This window comes from Ruminococcus sp. CAG:57 (assembly GCF_000435935.1).
Taxonomy (GTDB): Bacteria; Bacillota; Clostridia; order Oscillospirales; family Ruminococcaceae; genus Hominimerdicola; species Hominimerdicola aceti.
On sequence record NZ_FR890793.1, the window covers coordinates 129,283 to 145,288 of the forward strand.

A 16,006-nucleotide genomic window follows, 5' to 3' on the forward strand; every position below is an offset into this window, starting at 1 on the left:
AAAATATGCTTAATTGAACTTGTTCATAGCCTCGTTTATCTTGCCCTGCACCATAAGCTCCACAGCCTCGCAAGTGTTTTTATCCACATCAGAAAGCTTTTTCATTTCCTCGTCAGTGAATCTTGAAAGCACCCAGTCAGCCAAGTTGTAATCAGGGTGAGGCTTTTTGCCCACGCCTATTTTTACCCTTGGGAAATCCTGACCACCGCACAGTGCGATAATGCTTTTTATGCCGTTGTGACCCCCAGCCGAACCGTTTCTGCGTATCCTCATTTTGCCCACGTCAAGTGAAATATCGTCATAGACCACGACAACATTTTCAAGCGGTATATCATAAAAATCCATAGCGTCGCTGACAGCCTCACCGCTATTGTTCATGAAAGTTTCAGGCTTCATGACAAGACAGCTTTTTCCGCCTATAACGGCACGTCCCACAAGAGCCTTGAACTTATGTGTATTCACCGAAAAGCCGTATTTCTTTTCCATAGCCACCACCGCAAGAAAGCCTGCGTTATGGCGAGTATTCTCATAAGCCACACCGGGATTGCCAAGACCCACGATAATATACTCAGGCTTGCCCATTGCCGTTTCCCTCTCGGCAGACAATTTCTTTAATTTCTCGAATATATCCATTGTAAATTCTCCTATCTTTTATAATATGTCAGCCCCGACAGCTTATTCTATCCACGCACAATAACCCCGTCTTTATGCAAGACGGGGTATAAACAAAAGCCGACATTTTACTGTCGGCTTTATTATAGCATATGAGATTTTGTTTGTCAAACGAAAAATGAATAAAATCAGCAGAAAAGACTATACCAATATCATGCCGTTTGCGTCACTCTTTTTGCAAAGAGCAACGATCAACTCAATAAGAGCAATAATTGCTGGAATACCCGTCCAACAGAAAAGCAGATAGCACACGCCTGCACCTATTCTATGACTATAGAATTTGTGACCGCCAACTGCACCAAGGAAAAATGCCAATAAACAATATACAACTTTATTTACTGCAATAGTTCCATTTGCCAGAGTTGAAGATTGCTCATTCTTCATTTCCTGAGTATTCTGGACGTTGATGTTAATGCCATTTGGCGAATAAGGCAATGGATTCGGCTGCTCTTTTTCAAGCTTTGAAACAATGGTTTTAGTTTCTGTTTCAAAAATCTCCACCTCGTCATTAACATGAGGTACGAAATTAAGGTCAACAGCTCTCACTTCTTTGAGTGTTCCTCCGTCCATGCCAATAGTGATGATATCATTATCAATCGAAAGAATTTTAGACATACATATACTTCTCCTCTTACCATATTTTAAGACCATACGGTTTTAATATGTATAGCATAGCACAAAAATATGGTAAAGTCAATAGTACCAATAGGTACTAAAATCACTTTCTACAATTTATACAAAAAACAAGGAGAATTTTTATGTATTTCCAGAGATTAAGGGATCTAAGAGAAGATAGCGACATGAACCAAACGCAGATAGCCGAAATCCTTTTTACCAGTCAGACAGTGTATTCAAGATATGAGCGTGGTGCAAGAACTATCCCCGTGGAACACCTCCTTATCCTAGCCGACTTCTATGGCGTTTCCACCGATTATATCCTCGGCAGGACAAACAACAAAAAGCTAAACAAATAAAAGACCCTGCCTTACGAAAGACAGGGCCTTGTTTATATTTGGGTATATTACTTCTCCTCAGACTTGCCGTGGATAGCCTCGAACTTTTCTGTTCTCGCCTTGAGTTTCTTCTCGGCGTAGCCCTCTTTGATAGTCTCTCTGCCACGCTCGATAGCAAGTGCGTTGTCAGGGATATCAGTTGTGATAGTAGAGCCTGCCGCTGTGTATGCACCCTTGCCAACTCTTACAGGTGCAACAAGGTTTGTGTTGCAGCCTATGAAAGCGTTGTCCTCGATAACAGTTCTGAACTTCTTGTCGCCGTTGTAGTTTACTGTTACAACGCCGCAGCCGAAGTTTACGTTTGCTCCAACGTCAGAATCGCCGATGTATGTAAGATGTGCCACCGCTGTGTATTCGCCGATAGTGGAGTTCTTTATCTCCACAAAGTCGCCTATCTTCGCACCCTTCTTGATGTGTGAATTAGGTCTGAGCTGAACATAAGGTCCTATCTTAACGTCGTCCTCGATAACGGACTCATAAGCCTGAACGTTGTTGAGGTTTACGCCGTTTCCAACCGTTGTGTTCTCTATTATGCAGTTGTTGCCGATGTTGCAGTTCTCGCCGATAGTGGTGTTTCCTCTGAGGATAACGCCGCTGTGTATCTTTGTTCCGTGACCGATAGTAACATTGTTTCCAATAGAAACGCCGTCTGTGCAGCAGAACTCGATACCCTCGTCAAGCCACTTTCCTATTATCTCATATCTTGCAATGTCATTCAGTGCAAGCAGACCACGTCTGTCATTTGCACCCAGTGCAACATGAGGATTTGCAGAAATAAATGCGTCAGCCTTTTTGCCCTTTGCAATAAGAAGCTCGATACAATCTGTAAGATAATATTCGCCCTGAGCGTTCTCAGGCTTGATGTCAAAAAGAACTTCCAGCAGATCAGCCGTCTTGAACCAGTAACAGCCTGAGTTTATCTCAGTGATAGCAAGCTGCATAGGTGTGCAGTCCTTATGCTCAACGATTCCCGAAATGCCGTTCTCAGTGCGGATTATCCTGCCGTAGCCTGTAGGGTTCTCAACTCTTGATGTAACAACAGTTACACCGCAGTCCTTTTCAGTGTGTAATTCAAGCGCACCCTTGATAGTTTCAGCATCGATAAAAGGAGCGTCGCCACAGAGTATAAGTGTGTTTCCCTCAGCGTGAGCCTTAAGAAAATCAGCCGCCTGCATAACAGCATGACCTGTTCCAAGTCGCTCTTCCTGCATAACAGTGCAGATGTTAGCCTTTGACTTTCTTGCGTCAAGATAATCCTCTATCTGCTGACCCTCGTAGCCTTTTACAACGCAGATATCGTCAAGCTCCGCATTTTCACAGGCTGTCAGTACCCACTCCAGCATAGGCTCACCGATAACATTGCACAAAGCCTTTGGCATATTGGTCTTCATTCTCTTGCCCTGTCCGCCAGCAAGAATAATAACATTGTTCTCCATAATACAAATTCCTTTCAGATACGTCCCACAAAATAAGACTTGGCACTTTTGCACCATTTCCCTATTATTATAATACGGTTGGGATAAAAAGTCAACAGTTGGTTCATATTTTATCGCAATTTATTCTTTTGCTTGACAACATATTGCGACACTGCTATAATAAAACGTGTAGTTATCATGTTCATATATTGCAGTTTTTTCTGCTTCGGATATGGGGGAAAATATATGCAGAAACAATTCTATCCTGTTATAGGAACTGAAATAGCTCTGCCATTTTATATCATTGGCATAGGCGTGAGCTGCTGGCAGTTTCCTGTCAGCAGACCTGAAGGCTATGATTATCCTCAGCTTTTCGTCTGTATCGAGGGCGAAGGTGAGGTAACGGTAGACGGCAAGACCGTAAAAATAATGCCTGACAGCATTTTCTATATACCACCGCACTGTCCACACGAATATAGAGCCCTGTCCCATTCATGGTACCTTGACTGGGTGTGCTTTGATGGCAAGCAGGCTCTCGAACTGCTGAAAGAATGGGATCTTAACAACTTCCATGTTTTCTTAAACTGCGGTGCAGAGCGTATGCACAAGCTTTTTGACAGCGCATACTACACCATAAAAAGCGACAAAGCATATGGCAACTATTATGCCTCCGCACAGCTTTACGATATGCTTCTTGAATACCGCAAGCTTTCGGACGATAAGTTCCCATACAAGAGCCGTGTAAATTCTGACGCCGTCGCAAAGGTCATGAAATACACTGAGGAGAATTATTCAAAGCCTATAAAGCTCGCAGATATGGCGGCTGTGGCTGGGGTATCAGAACAGCACCTTTGCAGACTTTTCAAGAAAAATTTCAGCATAAGACCAATGGAATATTTAAACACAGTGCGCATAAGCCACGCAAAGGAGCTTCTTACCTACTCCTCAAAGACAGTTGCGGAGATAGCTTCGGAAACAGGCTTCAGCGACAGCTCGTATTTTTATGTTGTATTCAAAAAGCATGAGAACATTTCGCCTGCTGAATACAGGAAGATAAAGGCATAAGGTGGCGATAAATATGGAACAAAAATATATCTATTCCTTTTCTCAGATAGAGGATAAGGTCAAAGCTTTGCATGAAACCAATACTGAGGCTGCAGCAGCCGTTGCCCTTTCATGGCTGGGTCTAAGCCGTGATGAGCTTAAAACACTCAGGGTATCAGACTACAACAGCACAATGCGAATGCTCCACTCTGCAGACAGAGTGGTGTACGTCCGTGAAGATCTTATAGCAGATATGCTTAAAGCTATATGCGAGGAGGCTCCTGAATACAGCATGGGCTTTTTCATCACAGACGTGAACTCTGCATACGAAGTCGCAGAAAAGCAGGAGCTTTCCCCTATCAGCGTGCTTAAAATGAGATACTTCTACGAAAAGCACAGTGCAAAGCTTTCAGGAGAGCCTGAGGACAGAGTATTTCTCAAAGAGATACTGCGCTCAGTTGGCGAAAGCGAAGCTGATATGGAAAAGCAATTCGCCGAATACGAAAAGGACGCACCTGAAAAAATATAGACCATTGCCACTGCACAAATACATCGTCTATATGTAGTTCATTTGCCTACACATCTATTTGTTATAATTCACAAGACGGCTTTCAAAGCCGTCTTTTTTATGTCCTAACAACAAAAAAAGAGCAAAACCGAAGTTCTGCTCTTTTGTAAACTATTCTATTAGTCTATCAGATCGAAATTAGATAGAAGAATGGCTCTTTACATAGTCAACAACAGCGTCAACAGTTGTGTAAGCAAGACCTACGCAAGTGTCAGCACAGCCGTAGTAAATAGCAATTCTGCCTGTCTCAGCGTCGCAAAGTGTTGCGCATGGGAATGTTACGTTCTGAACGTCGCCTACGCACTCATAGATCTCTCTTGGGTTGATGAGATACTCGCCGCATCTGTACTTAACTTTCCATGGCTGCTCCTTGTCAAGGATGCAAGCTGAGAAGCTGTATACAAAGCCGTTGCAAGACTCAAGAACACCGTGATAGAAGCAGAGCCAGCCCTCGTCTGTCTCTATTGGAATAGGACCTGCACCGATCTTCTTGGACTCCCAGCCCTTGAGAGGTCCCATAACGTGTCTGTGCTCGCCCCAGTACTTCATGTCAGGTGACTGTGAAATGTACATATCACCGAATGGTGTGTGACCTGAATCAGAAGGTCTTGAGAACATTACATACTTGCCGTCGATCTTTCTTGGGAAGAGTACGCCGTTTCTGTTGAATGGGAGGAATGCGTTCTCACACTGATAGAATGTCTTGAAATCATATGTATAGCCTACGCCGATAGTTGGCTTCCAGCCGTATGCATTACACCATGTTACCCAATATCTGTCTTCGATGAAGCATACTCTTGGGTCATAGCCGTAGCCCCACTGATTTACTTCTTCTGTAGACTTTTCAGCCTGCTCGAACATAATTCTTGTTGGGTTGATGTTCCAGTGAATACCGTCCTCAGAGAAACCAGCATGGAGAGCCATGTTTCTTTCCTTATCGTCAACACGGAATACGCCTGCGAACTTGCCCTCAAAAGGAACTACCGCACTGTTGAAGATAGAGTTTGATGTAGGAAGAAGATTTCTAGGAATGATAGGGTTTCTGTTATCTCTCCAGATCACTTCATTGCAGTCAGCCGGCTTATCCTGCCAAGGCATATTTGGGATAGCCTGTCCGTTGATTACTTTAACGCTCATGTTAAAATCCACCTTTCATAATATAAAAAATACTGAGGCTGACCGTCAGGTCATGCCCTTGTTTTTATTCTTCCCTCGAATAGAAATGCGAAACTTTTCCCGCTTATTCAAGGCGATATCATTCGGCTTACCTTATCGGTAAAATGCCGCTGTTATTATTAAAACACACTTTCAGAAAAATTTCAAGCCCCTATTTTTGCTGAAAACGTTTAAAATTTATATGTAAACGTATTCTTCTTAAATTTAACATTTTATTAACAGTTTGCTTGGTTTCATATTTTTGCATCGCACTAAAAATATGCGACTTTATCCGCCTGCACGTCCGTTCTCCGCCCAGTCCATGATAAAAATGAAATATCAGGCAGTATTTTGAATGTAAATTATAAAAGTTGCCCATAATGACTACATTGGCATAAGCATATTCGTGCAAGTTTCTGATTTTTTGCAAGAATAGAAAAAAGCACTTGCAAAAACAGTGAAAAGGGTATACAATATAAGTAAGGATATCGGATACATTCGGCAGAGTGCGGCGAAAGTCGGGATTTGCCGAATTGTTCTGTATAATAGTGTACTATAATTTATAATTTACAAGTGGAGGACATTGATATGAAACTAACAGAAATGTCTGCAGAGGAACTGGCAGCATTCAAGGCGGAAGTCCAGAAAGAATATGACGATTTCAAGGCTCAGGGATTGTCGCTGAACATGGCAAGAGGAAAGCCGTCTGCCGAACAGCTCGACCTGACAGAGGGTCTGCTCACAGCAGTAAAGAGCAGCGAGGATTGTTTCGCTGAGGACGGTACAGATTGCAGAAACTACGGCGGTCTTGACGGTCTGCCTGAGGCTAAGGCACTTTTTGCTCCTATGCTTGGCGTAACACCTGATGAGCTTATCATTTGCGGAAACTCAAGCCTTAACATCATGTATGATACTATCGCAAAGTTCATGCTTTTCGGCACAGGCGACGGTGAAAAGCCTTGGAAGGACACAAAAGTCAAGTGGCTCTGCCCTGTTCCTGGATATGACAGACATTTTCTTATAACAGAAAAAATGGGCTTTGAGCTTGTAAACATTCCAATGGACAAAAACGGTCCTGATATGGATATGGTAGAAAAGCTCGTTGCTGAGGACGATACTATAAAGGGTATATGGTGTGTTCCAATGTACGCTAACCCTACAGGTACAACATACTCTGACGAAGTAGTAAAGCGTCTTGCAGCCATGACAACAAAGGCTAAGGACTTTAAGATATTCTGGGATAACGCATATTGTATCCACCACCTTTCTGATACGCCTGACACACTTCTCAACATTCTTGACGAGTGCGAAAAGGCAGGCAACCCTGACAGAGTTTATATGCTCGCCTCCACTTCAAAGGTAACATTCCCCGGTGCAGGCGTTGCAATGATAGCGTCATCTGAAAAGAACATCAAGTACCTCAAATCTATGATGACAGTTCAGACTATCGGTTATGACAAGATAAATCAGCTCCGCCACGTTAAGTTCTTCGGCACATATGAAAATCTTATGGATCATATGAAGAAGCACAGAGCTATAATCGAGCCTAAGTTCAAGATAGTTCTTGACACTCTCGAAAAGGAGATAGCACCTCTGGGAATCGGAAGCTGGGAGAAGCCAAACGGCGGTTACTTTATAAGCTTCAACGCTCTTAACGGCTGTGCAAAGAGAATTTGTCAGCTTTGCAAAGAGGCAGGCGTAGTCCTCACAGGTGCAGGTGCAACATACCCTTACAGAAAGGACCCTGACGATTCAAACATCAGAATTGCTCCTACATTCCCGCCTGAGAGCGAGCTTAAAGTTGCAGCCGACGTGTTTGCTACAGCAGTTAAGCTTGCAAGTGCAGAAAAGCTTCTTGCAGAATAATTCAACTAAGTCAAGATAACAATACTCTCTATATAAAAAAGCGATGACCTTGCAAAAGGCTCATCGCTTTTTTTGTTTGCCTATAAAGCAAAAGCGGTATCGACCTCCTAAAAGGTCATACCGCCCGCTATGGTAAGGAAATTAAAATGGAAATAAAGCTTATTCTTTTACAGCTCCCGAAACAAGTCCGCTGTAGATGTACTTTTGCAGTAAGAGGAATATAATAAGAGTCGGAATGATACAAATTACGATTCCCGCAAAAACTACCTCCCACTGTACAGAAGTGGCATTCATAAGATTGTAAAGCACAGTTGAGATAACAACGTGGTCATCATCAGGCATATAAAGCTTTGGAGTGTAGAAATCGTTGTAGATACCAACGAACTTGATGATAAGCACTGTTGCTATTGCAGGCTTGAGGTTAGGGAGAATTATGCTGAAATATACCCTTGGATAAGAAGCACCGTCCATAATAGCACTTTCGTCCAGGGAATATGATATCTGTCCCAAAAACTGAATGAAAATATAGATAGAAATGATATCAGTACCGATATTCAAAATGATAGGTGCAAGCATAGATCTGTAAAGACCAAGCTTGTAAACTATCTGGAATACCGTTACCTGCATTGTGATATTAGGCAGAAGCGTTGCAATAAGGAACGCTGTCTTTACTACTCTTGAAAAATAGGTGTTGAAACGCTGAACGACATAAGCCGTCATCGTACCTGTTATTATCGAACCAACGCAGGATACAACAATGATTATAGCCGTGTTTTTGAATGCAAGAAGAATGTTCTGTGTAAAAAACGCTGTCTTGAAGTTCTCCCACTGAGGCACTTCCGGAAGAGTGAACACCGTGGTGTTTGAAAGCTCTTTGTAGGTTTTCAGCGAGCCTATGAGCACAACAAGTATCGGTACTATTACTATAAGACAACAGAGTATAAGAAAAACATACTTGATAATGTTCAGTACCCTTGAGCCGATATAAAGCGGCTTTGAATCTTTGTTTTCATTCTGTGCCATTATTTCACAGCCCCCTTTCTGCTCCTTTTGTTCTCCTTAGGGGTCTTGTCGTCCTCACGGAAGAAGTATTTTTGTATAAACGTTACGATTATCGTTATGATAAGCAGCACGATACCCATTGCCGAAGCAAGGCCCACCTTTTTCAGCGAGAACGCTGTGTTGATAGTCTTGATAACGAATGTGGTAGTGCCCATCATGCCCTTTGTTGTGATATATGGTATCTCGAATACTGAGATAGCACCCTTTACAGCAAGGATAAGCTGCAATGAGATGATAGGCTTTATGCTTGGAAATACGATATATCTGAAATTCTGCCATGGGTTAGCACCGTCAAGGTCAGCCGCCTCATAAAGATCAGGGCTGATAGACTGGATAGCACCGATATACATGATGATATCAAAGCCTATGTATTTCCATATGGAAATGAACACCAAGCAGCAGTTTGCAAGAAACGGCCTGTCAACATCGAACCACAGTATCGGGTCAAGACCCAGTGTGGTAAGGATAGTGTTGAGCGTTCCGTCAGGGGTAAGACCCTTTTGACCTTTGAGGAAAAATCTTTGGAATATGATAGATACCGCAACGCCGTTCATAAGATAAGGGAAGAAAAGTATTCCCTTGAAAAGTCCCTTTGCTCTTATCTTTGAGCAGAGGATAGACGCCAGCAGCAAAGCCAGTGCCTGCTGAATGAATGAACCAACAAGATAATAAAGGCTGTTCTTGAAAGTTTCAAGATAGTCCTTGTCAGTGAATATCGTTACATAATTTGAAAATCCTGCATATGTAGGGTTAGTGCCGTATGGATCTCTGTTCTGAAAACTGAATATGACCATATCCAGAGCAGGGATAAAGGTAAACGTTACAAGCAGGATTATCGGCAGTGCAAGAAACAGTATAGAAGTATAGAACTTTTTACCCGCATAAGTCTTTGACCACTGTGCAATGCCTTTTCTATTGCCGTTTTGCATTTGAGGTCCTCCTGAACACAATTATCAGGCACAGGAACAATGCCTGTACCTGATAAGGGATTTATCTTAGATCTTAGCCGAGAACTTTATCTCTTGCAGCAGCCCACTTCTTGTTTACATCAGCGATGATCTCGTTGAAACCGTCGTCGCCCTTGCCTGCGAATGCTGCCTCAGCAAGCTTGATCTTGAAGTTGTCCTCGTCGCCCTGCCATACGCCAACGCCTGACTCCTTGTCGATCTCGTCGAACTTACCAACGAGGTCATCCGGACAAACAGCCTTCTCGAAGAATACAGCGTCCTTGAATCCTGACAGTGTGCTTGGAAGCTCCTTGTTCTGAACTGTTGAGATCATACCCTCCTGCTCAGAGAAACCTGAATCAGAAACGAACCACTCAACATATGCCTTTGCAAGATCCTGATTCTTGGAGTTTGCACTTACGCCGAGAGTATAGTCAGGGCCTTCCTCTGCGTATACCTTTCCGTCAGCTGCTGTGATAGGAACAGGCATATAACCGATATCGTCAGGGTTCTCAGCCTTTTCCATGAACTGTGAAACTGCCCATGAACCCATTACCATTGTAGCGATCTTGCCCTCGCCGAACCATACCTTTGATGACTCCCACTCTGTGTTAGCGTGGTCTTCTTCAAGAAGGTCAGGCTTTGAGAACAGATCATACATCAGCTTGTATACTTCATAATAGCCGTTGCCCTCTACAAAGAGGTCGCTCTTATCCTGAAGAAGCTTGTTCTCAGCGTCAGCACCACCTGCTGCTGAAATAACAAGGTTCTGCCACTGAGTAATAGTCCAGCTTGCATCCTTGAAGTTTGTGTAGTAAGGGATAGCGTCTGTGTTATCCTTGATGAGCTGAAGATCTGCAAGGAACTCGTCAGGAGTCTTAGGAGTTTCTGTGATACCAGCCTGCTCCCATATCTTCTTGTTGTAAAGAACGCCTGTAGCTGTTCCGCCTACCGCAAGTCCGTAAACATTGCCGTCAGCCGTCATCTTCTTGTCTGACCAGCGATATGTGTCCTTGAACTCGTCATAAGTTCCGAGAGATACGAAATATGTAGGAAGTTCCTCAAGCTTAAGGCTTGAAGGGATACAAAGAACATCGCCGTAATCATCTGTACCCATTCTTGTTGCTACATCTGTATCGTAGTCCTTGTATGCAGTGTATTCAACTGTGCAGTTGTAAGCTTCCTCAAACTTGTCTGTGAGAGCGTCGAGCTTGCCGTCCTCTTTTCTGTCAGTTCTGTTCGTAAGAACTTCCAGTTTTGCACCCTTTGCGTCGAATGAGTCTTTGATATCAGCCTGCGATACTTCAGGTGTAACAGCCTTGCTGCTTGAATCTGTAGAGCTTCCGCAGCCTGTGAACGCACTCATTGTTCCCATTGACAAAACCAGTGCCATTGCACCGGCACATATCTTCTTTGCTTTCATACTTGATAACCTCCGAATTAGCTTAATTTTATTAAGTAAATTAATTTGTCTCCAACGACAATATTAAGTATACAGCCTAAATAAAATTAAGTCAATATCTTTTTAGAAATTAATATCTTTTTAATCTCAATTTTGTAAACAAACATAAACTTTAAGACCTGAATTTTAGCAATATGCACAAAAAAGTGGCGACAGTCTTAACAAAGACTGTCGCCAAGATCAGACAACCGACACAACCAACGGGGTCATGTCGCAAACAATAGAAAATCATAGATTAGAAAGGTGCACTTAATAAGTACAGGTCTATTATAACTTAAAATTACTTATTTGTCAATAGCAAAACAAAAAAAGATCAACAAACACTATGTTGATCTTTTTGTTATATTTGCTAATAAAAGCGCACTATATTCTCTTCACAGAGTCCTTTATAACTAGGTCACCCTCGATAGTTATTATCCTTGGCTTGCCGTCAGGTTCTTCCATTCTATCCATAAGTGTCATTACCGCAAGGTCCGCCATATAATCTGCATCAACGTTTATAGTCGTGATAGTCGGGTCTGAAACTTCGGAGATCAAATAGTTATCATATCCCACAATGGAAATATCCTCAGGCACGTTATATCCCATGCCACGGAGCTGTCTTATCGCACGGTAAGCAGCCTCGTCGCAGTTGCACACGAAAGCCGTTGGCATATAGTCCTCAGGGAAAGTCATAGTGATAAAATCACGCTTGTAACGATCGTCGATACGCCACTTTTCGTTGACCTCATAGCCATGCTCTATCATAGCCTTTACATAGCCCATATATCTGTCAAAAATACTCGTTGTGGCAAATTTACTTCCTATGTATCCTATCTTCTTGTGACCCATTTTTATAAGATATGAAGTAAGCTTGTAGCCTCCGCTGTAGCCATTTGTCACAACAGCGTCCAAGTCTAAGGACGGCACATAATAATCAAGCAGTACAAGATCTTTCACATTGTCATTAAGAAGCTTTGCATAATCCTTGGAAAGCTGTCCCAGTGAAATAAGTGCTGAAACCTGCTTGTCCTCGATACAATGCGGGAGCATGAGCCTGTCCTCGTCCTCCTGATCTAAATTTTCCATTATGCAGAACATATTCTCTTTTTTGAGCCTTGTTACAAGAGCGTTATACAATGCCCAATAAAATGAACCGTTAGGATTGATAAATTTTGATGGGATAAGCACACCGATAGTATTGCCTCCCCTGTTCTGAGTGCTTTTCACGCCCACATAACCCATTTCGTCAGCGACCTGCTTTATCTTCTCTCTGAGAGCATCGCTAACTCCGCTTTTTCCTGCAAGGGCTTTTGACACAGTGACGTTACTTGTGTCACAGGCTTTAGCTATATCTATAAGTGTAACTGCTTTCTTCAAAATTCTCACCGCTTTTTCTACTTAATAAACGCCTTAAAATAAACTCTGATAACGTTCTCATTTAATTATATCATTTTATGACATAAAGTCAATAGAATATTGCAAAATCTCACATTTACACAAAAACGCAGACCAAAATCAGTTGATAATGCTCTCAACAGGAGCGTTATCCCTCTCTCTTTGCAGTCTTTTTCGCTCAATGAGTTTTCTTATTATAGTGCAGATGAGCAGAGCCGCTGATATGACAGCAACACCTATTATAGGATAAAATCTCCACATATATTCCTTATCCATATTCTGCAAAGACTGATCTACAGCCGAATTGCTCAGCTTGTCCTGTATCCTTTTTATAAGATATCCGCCCGCTTTAAGAAACGATATCATGCCCCCAAGGCTAAGTATAAAGGAAACGATATATTTTTTGAAAAACGCAAACAATATTCCTGCAAACATAACAACAACGCCTGCCGCCATTGCCCACAGCACCCACTTTGGCGGAACGGGTTCTATATACTTGCCCATGATGCCCACGATGGTTACACCACCGTAGAAAAATCCCGAATACGCAAACGGCACTATCATAAGAAGCTTCAAAATAAGATAATAAACAGGCTCACCGTTTGGTTTTGTGCGTTTCGCCTTTTTCATCATCTTTTTCGCCGAGCGGCTCTGCCTTTCTCTGGCTTCCTCACGCTCTCTCTGTTCTTCAAGCTCCTCTTCTTTTCTGAGCCTGTCCTGCTTTTCTTTCTGTGCTTTAAGTCTGTCTTTTTTTGACATAATGTACCTCTTTTATGTATTAAAATATTATCGTATCATAGTTTTCTCATCAGATATTTTATTATATCATAGTATGCCACGAAATTCAACACATACAAATGAAATTTTCTTCCTTTGCACTGTTAAGAAGGCAGAATAAAATTGAAAAAGGCTTTCCAAGACAAATAATACTTATGCCGACGGCTGAATTAAATTTCTCAGCAGGTCAACAATAAAAGCGAAAAGAAAAACAGAAAGGAACGTGAAAAAATGTCGTCATTTTTCAAAAAAACAGCCTGCGTCACAGGGATAATACTGCTGGGGCTGTTTGGTCTTATAGGATTTTATTCCACAACGCTCCCCGATTTCTACCTTGTTTCAAAGGGCAGCGAGCTTAGCGTGAACTCCTTTTTCACCATATCCTCAAAGCCCTGCGAAAGCAAGGTGACAGTGGCGGTGTCAGGCGGTTCGTCAGGAGCATCACGATACACAAAAAATATGCTCATGCTTTTTGGGGCAGTGCCAGTCAAGGAGGTTGAATCAAAGACAATGGAAAGACCAATGCTTTATCCCTGTGGACAGCCATTCGGCATAAAGCTTCTCACAGAGGGCGTAATGGTAGTCGATCTGCAAAAGGTGGATTCTTCAAGCCCTGCCAAAGATTGCGGTATAAGAGAGGGCGATGTTATAGTATCTATCGACGGAGAAAAAGTCAAAAGCAACGCAGACGTTGCAAAGATAATCAGAAGCTCAAACGGTGAAGCCTGCTCAGTGCGCATAAAGCGTGGAAGCAACGACCTGACCTTCAAGCTCTGCCCACGCCTTGAGAACGGAAGCTACAAAGCAGGAATGTGGGTGCGTGACTCCTCCGCAGGCATAGGCACGCTCACATTCTATGACCCTGAAAACGGAACTTTCGGAGGTCTTGGTCACCCCGTATGCGACGCAGACACAAAAGAACCCCTCCCCCTCTCCGCAGGCACAGTTGGCGAAATAAACCTCACAGGCTTCAACAAGTCACGCTCAGGCTGTCCGGGACAGCTTTTAGGCGAGTTTGCAAACTCCGCCTCCACAGGTGATATCCTGAAAAACTGCGAAAGCGGTGTGTTCGGCACACTGAATGCAAACCCTTGCCCAAATGCAAAAGAGTTTCCTCTCGGCTTCCGTCAGGAGATACACCCCGGCAAAGCCAAAATACTCTCCTCTATTGACAATGACGGACCAAAAGAGTACGAAATTTCTATCGAGCAGATAAATCTCTCAGATTCTGCCGAGCATGACCTTGTTATCAAAATAACTGACAAGACGCTTCTTGAAAAAACAGGGGGCATTTTGCAGGGCATGAGCGGCTCGCCTATCATTCAGGACGGAAGACTCGTGGGCGCAGTGACCCATGTTTTTATCGAGGACACCGCCAAAGGCTATGGAATCTTCGCTGACGAAATGTATTCAAAGACCTCAGAGCTTGCCGAAAGCACCATAGAAAACGCAGGTTAGCGACCTTTGCCGATCGCTGTCGATTTATGAAAAGGCTTTGCATAGAGAAAAATATCATCTGCAGTCGAACAATGCTTAATTATCTTGTTTTGGCATATTCACGCACTGATATTTGTACACTTTGCATTAATAAGTCGATAATTTGTTGACGATTTTTCTAAAAAACTATTGCATTTAACAAATAAATGTGTTATCATTTATCTTGTGAAAGGGAGTTAAAACAAACGCTCTCAAACAAAAATGACAGATTATACGACGGAGGAAATGACAATGACAAACAAGATCAAAATTCTTATTGGCGACGATTCGGCACAGTACGGGGTAGCATGTGCTTCCTCACTGAGAGCAATGGGCTTTTTCGTGATAACACGTCCCAAGGACGGACTTACTATCTATGACGCTATCAAAAACGAACAGCCGGACGTTGTTATCGCAGACGCAGTGATGCCGAGCCTTGACGCAATCGAGCTTATCAGAAAGATACAGAACTCATCCTATCAGAAACCGCTTTTTATAATCACAAGTGCCTATGAGAACTCATTTATAGAAACACAGGTCATGAACGCAGGAGCGTCATATTTCATGCTCAAACCATTCGACATAAAGATACTTGGCGAGAGGATAAAGTCCATGCTGGATATCGACACCGATATATCCTCCGACTCAAGCTATACGAAAAACAAGCAGAGCATAAACCTTGAGATAATCGTCACAGACATAATCCATCAGATAGGCGTCCCTGCCCACATCAAGGGCTATCACTATCTCAGGGAAGCTATCATACAGTCCGTGAACGATAAGGAAATGCTTGAAAGCGTTACAAAGCTATTATATCCTGCAGTGGCAAAAAAATTCGCAACTACGCCCTCCAGAGTGGAAAGAGCCATACGCCATGCCATTGAGATAGCATGGGACAGAGGAGATATCGACACCCTCAACAGTTTCTTCGGCTACACAATAAACACAGGCAAGGGCAAGCCCACAAACAGCGAATTTATCGCACTTATCGCAGACAAAATAAGTCTTAAATTCAAGACCACCATGGCGGTCTAGGGGTCATAAGTCATATATACAAAAAGAGCAGAACGCATTTTCACGTTCTGCTCTTTTGTTACTTGTTGATAAATGTAGGGGCGAACAGTGTTCGTCCGTCTTTGTTCGCCTGCTAAATTTGCAATAAGACAAACTTT

General features: G+C 42.8%; 15 protein-coding genes. 6 read left to right on the top strand and 9 right to left on the bottom strand.

All coding sequences use genetic code 11. The features are described from left to right. Positions 1–9 precede the first annotated feature (9 nt). Positions 10–633 carry an aminoacyl-tRNA hydrolase gene (gene pth / locus QVO88_RS11905; protein ID WP_022288670.1) on the bottom strand — a complete coding sequence of 208 codons (624 nt, stop codon included), beginning with the start codon at positions 631–633 and terminating at the stop codon, positions 10–12. A 180-nt stretch (positions 634–813) separates the two neighbouring features. Next, positions 814–1,287: a TM2 domain-containing protein gene (locus QVO88_RS11910; protein WP_022288671.1), complete on the bottom strand. Its 474-nt coding sequence runs from the start codon at positions 1,285–1,287 to the stop codon at positions 814–816. 143 nt (positions 1,288–1,430) lie between these two features. Between QVO88_RS11910 and QVO88_RS11915 the strand changes: the two genes are divergently transcribed. After that, positions 1,431–1,646 carry a helix-turn-helix domain-containing protein gene (locus tag QVO88_RS11915; protein ID WP_022288672.1) on the top strand — a complete coding sequence of 72 codons (216 nt, stop codon included), beginning with the start codon at positions 1,431–1,433 and terminating at the stop codon, positions 1,644–1,646. 47 nt (positions 1,647–1,693) lie between these two features. Here QVO88_RS11915 and glmU read toward each other — a convergent pair whose 3' ends face one another. Continuing rightward, complete coding sequence (glmU, locus tag QVO88_RS11920) at positions 1,694–3,121, bottom strand: bifunctional UDP-N-acetylglucosamine diphosphorylase/glucosamine-1-phosphate N-acetyltransferase GlmU (protein WP_022288673.1); 1,428 nt, start codon at positions 3,119–3,121, stop codon at positions 1,694–1,696. 225 nt (positions 3,122–3,346) lie between these two features. Between glmU and QVO88_RS11925 the strand changes: the two genes are divergently transcribed. Further along, on the top strand, positions 3,347–4,165 hold the full coding sequence (locus QVO88_RS11925) for an AraC family transcriptional regulator (protein ID WP_022288674.1): 819 nt from the start codon (positions 3,347–3,349) through the stop codon (positions 4,163–4,165). Between the two features lie 13 nt (positions 4,166–4,178). Beyond that, positions 4,179–4,673 (top strand): hypothetical protein, encoded by a 495-nt coding sequence (locus QVO88_RS11930; protein ID WP_022288675.1) that lies wholly within the window; start codon positions 4,179–4,181, stop codon positions 4,671–4,673. Between the two features lie 177 nt (positions 4,674–4,850). Here QVO88_RS11930 and QVO88_RS11935 read toward each other — a convergent pair whose 3' ends face one another. Beyond that, complete coding sequence (locus QVO88_RS11935) at positions 4,851–5,849, bottom strand: glycoside hydrolase family 130 protein (RefSeq protein ID WP_022288676.1); 999 nt, start codon at positions 5,847–5,849, stop codon at positions 4,851–4,853. Positions 5,850–6,455: 606 nt separating this feature from the next. Here QVO88_RS11935 and QVO88_RS11940 point away from each other — a divergent pair. Continuing rightward, positions 6,456–7,733 (top strand): aminotransferase class I/II-fold pyridoxal phosphate-dependent enzyme, encoded by a 1,278-nt coding sequence (locus tag QVO88_RS11940; RefSeq protein ID WP_022288677.1) that lies wholly within the window; start codon positions 6,456–6,458, stop codon positions 7,731–7,733. A gap of 159 nt (positions 7,734–7,892) precedes the next feature. Here the strand turns inward: QVO88_RS11940 and QVO88_RS11945 are convergent, their stop codons facing one another. From QVO88_RS11945 to QVO88_RS11965, 5 genes are all read right to left on the bottom strand, one after another. Further along, entirely contained in the window at positions 7,893–8,756 is an 864-nt protein-coding gene (locus QVO88_RS11945) for a carbohydrate ABC transporter permease (RefSeq protein ID WP_022288678.1), read from the bottom strand. Next, a complete protein-coding gene (locus tag QVO88_RS11950) occupies positions 8,756–9,724 on the bottom strand; it encodes a carbohydrate ABC transporter permease (RefSeq protein ID WP_022288679.1) in 969 nt (322 codons plus the stop codon). The genes QVO88_RS11945 and QVO88_RS11950 overlap by 1 nt, the downstream gene beginning before the upstream one ends. 73 nt (positions 9,725–9,797) lie before the next feature. Further along, on the bottom strand, positions 9,798–11,165 hold the full coding sequence (locus QVO88_RS11955) for an ABC transporter substrate-binding protein (protein ID WP_022288680.1): 1,368 nt from the start codon (positions 11,163–11,165) through the stop codon (positions 9,798–9,800). A 402-nt stretch (positions 11,166–11,567) separates the two neighbouring features. Beyond that, on the bottom strand, positions 11,568–12,563 hold the full coding sequence (locus QVO88_RS11960) for a LacI family DNA-binding transcriptional regulator (RefSeq protein WP_265290316.1): 996 nt from the start codon (positions 12,561–12,563) through the stop codon (positions 11,568–11,570). A 138-nt stretch (positions 12,564–12,701) separates the two neighbouring features. Next, complete coding sequence (locus tag QVO88_RS11965; RefSeq protein ID WP_022288682.1) at positions 12,702–13,340, bottom strand: hypothetical protein; 639 nt, start codon at positions 13,338–13,340, stop codon at positions 12,702–12,704. Between the two features lie 249 nt (positions 13,341–13,589). On the opposite strand from QVO88_RS11965, the gene spoIVB reads away from it, so the two are divergent. Both spoIVB and spo0A read left to right on the top strand, forming a co-directional pair. Further along, on the top strand, positions 13,590–14,816 hold the full coding sequence (spoIVB, locus tag QVO88_RS11970) for a SpoIVB peptidase (RefSeq protein WP_022288683.1): 1,227 nt from the start codon (positions 13,590–13,592) through the stop codon (positions 14,814–14,816). Positions 14,817–15,086: 270 nt separating this feature from the next. Next, positions 15,087–15,869: a sporulation transcription factor Spo0A gene (spo0A, locus tag QVO88_RS11975; RefSeq protein ID WP_022288684.1), complete on the top strand. Its 783-nt coding sequence runs from the start codon at positions 15,087–15,089 to the stop codon at positions 15,867–15,869. The last annotated feature ends 137 nt before the right edge of the window (positions 15,870–16,006 follow it).

Coding starts and splice junctions, on each gene's coding strand:
- QVO88_RS11915 (WP_022288672.1), top strand. CDS start 1,431: ATGTATTTCCAGAGATTAAGGGATCTAAGAGAAGATAGCGACATGAAC.
- spoIVB (WP_022288683.1), top strand. CDS start 13,590: ATGTCGTCATTTTTCAAAAAAACAGCCTGCGTCACAGGGATAATACTG.
- QVO88_RS11945 (WP_022288678.1), bottom strand. CDS start 8,756: ATGGCACAGAATGAAAACAAAGATTCAAAGCCGCTTTATATCGGCTCA.
- QVO88_RS11950 (WP_022288679.1), bottom strand. CDS start 9,724: ATGCAAAACGGCAATAGAAAAGGCATTGCACAGTGGTCAAAGACTTAT.
- QVO88_RS11955 (WP_022288680.1), bottom strand. CDS start 11,165: ATGAAAGCAAAGAAGATATGTGCCGGTGCAATGGCACTGGTTTTGTCA.
- QVO88_RS11940 (WP_022288677.1), top strand. CDS start 6,456: ATGAAACTAACAGAAATGTCTGCAGAGGAACTGGCAGCATTCAAGGCG.
- QVO88_RS11935 (WP_022288676.1), bottom strand. CDS start 5,849: ATGAGCGTTAAAGTAATCAACGGACAGGCTATCCCAAATATGCCTTGG.
- QVO88_RS11925 (WP_022288674.1), top strand. CDS start 3,347: ATGCAGAAACAATTCTATCCTGTTATAGGAACTGAAATAGCTCTGCCA.
- QVO88_RS11965 (WP_022288682.1), bottom strand. CDS start 13,340: ATGTCAAAAAAAGACAGACTTAAAGCACAGAAAGAAAAGCAGGACAGG.
- spo0A (WP_022288684.1), top strand. CDS start 15,087: ATGACAAACAAGATCAAAATTCTTATTGGCGACGATTCGGCACAGTAC.
- QVO88_RS11930 (WP_022288675.1), top strand. CDS start 4,179: ATGGAACAAAAATATATCTATTCCTTTTCTCAGATAGAGGATAAGGTC.
- glmU (WP_022288673.1), bottom strand. CDS start 3,121: ATGGAGAACAATGTTATTATTCTTGCTGGCGGACAGGGCAAGAGAATG.
- pth (WP_022288670.1), bottom strand. CDS start 633: ATGGATATATTCGAGAAATTAAAGAAATTGTCTGCCGAGAGGGAAACG.
- QVO88_RS11910 (WP_022288671.1), bottom strand. CDS start 1,287: ATGTCTAAAATTCTTTCGATTGATAATGATATCATCACTATTGGCATG.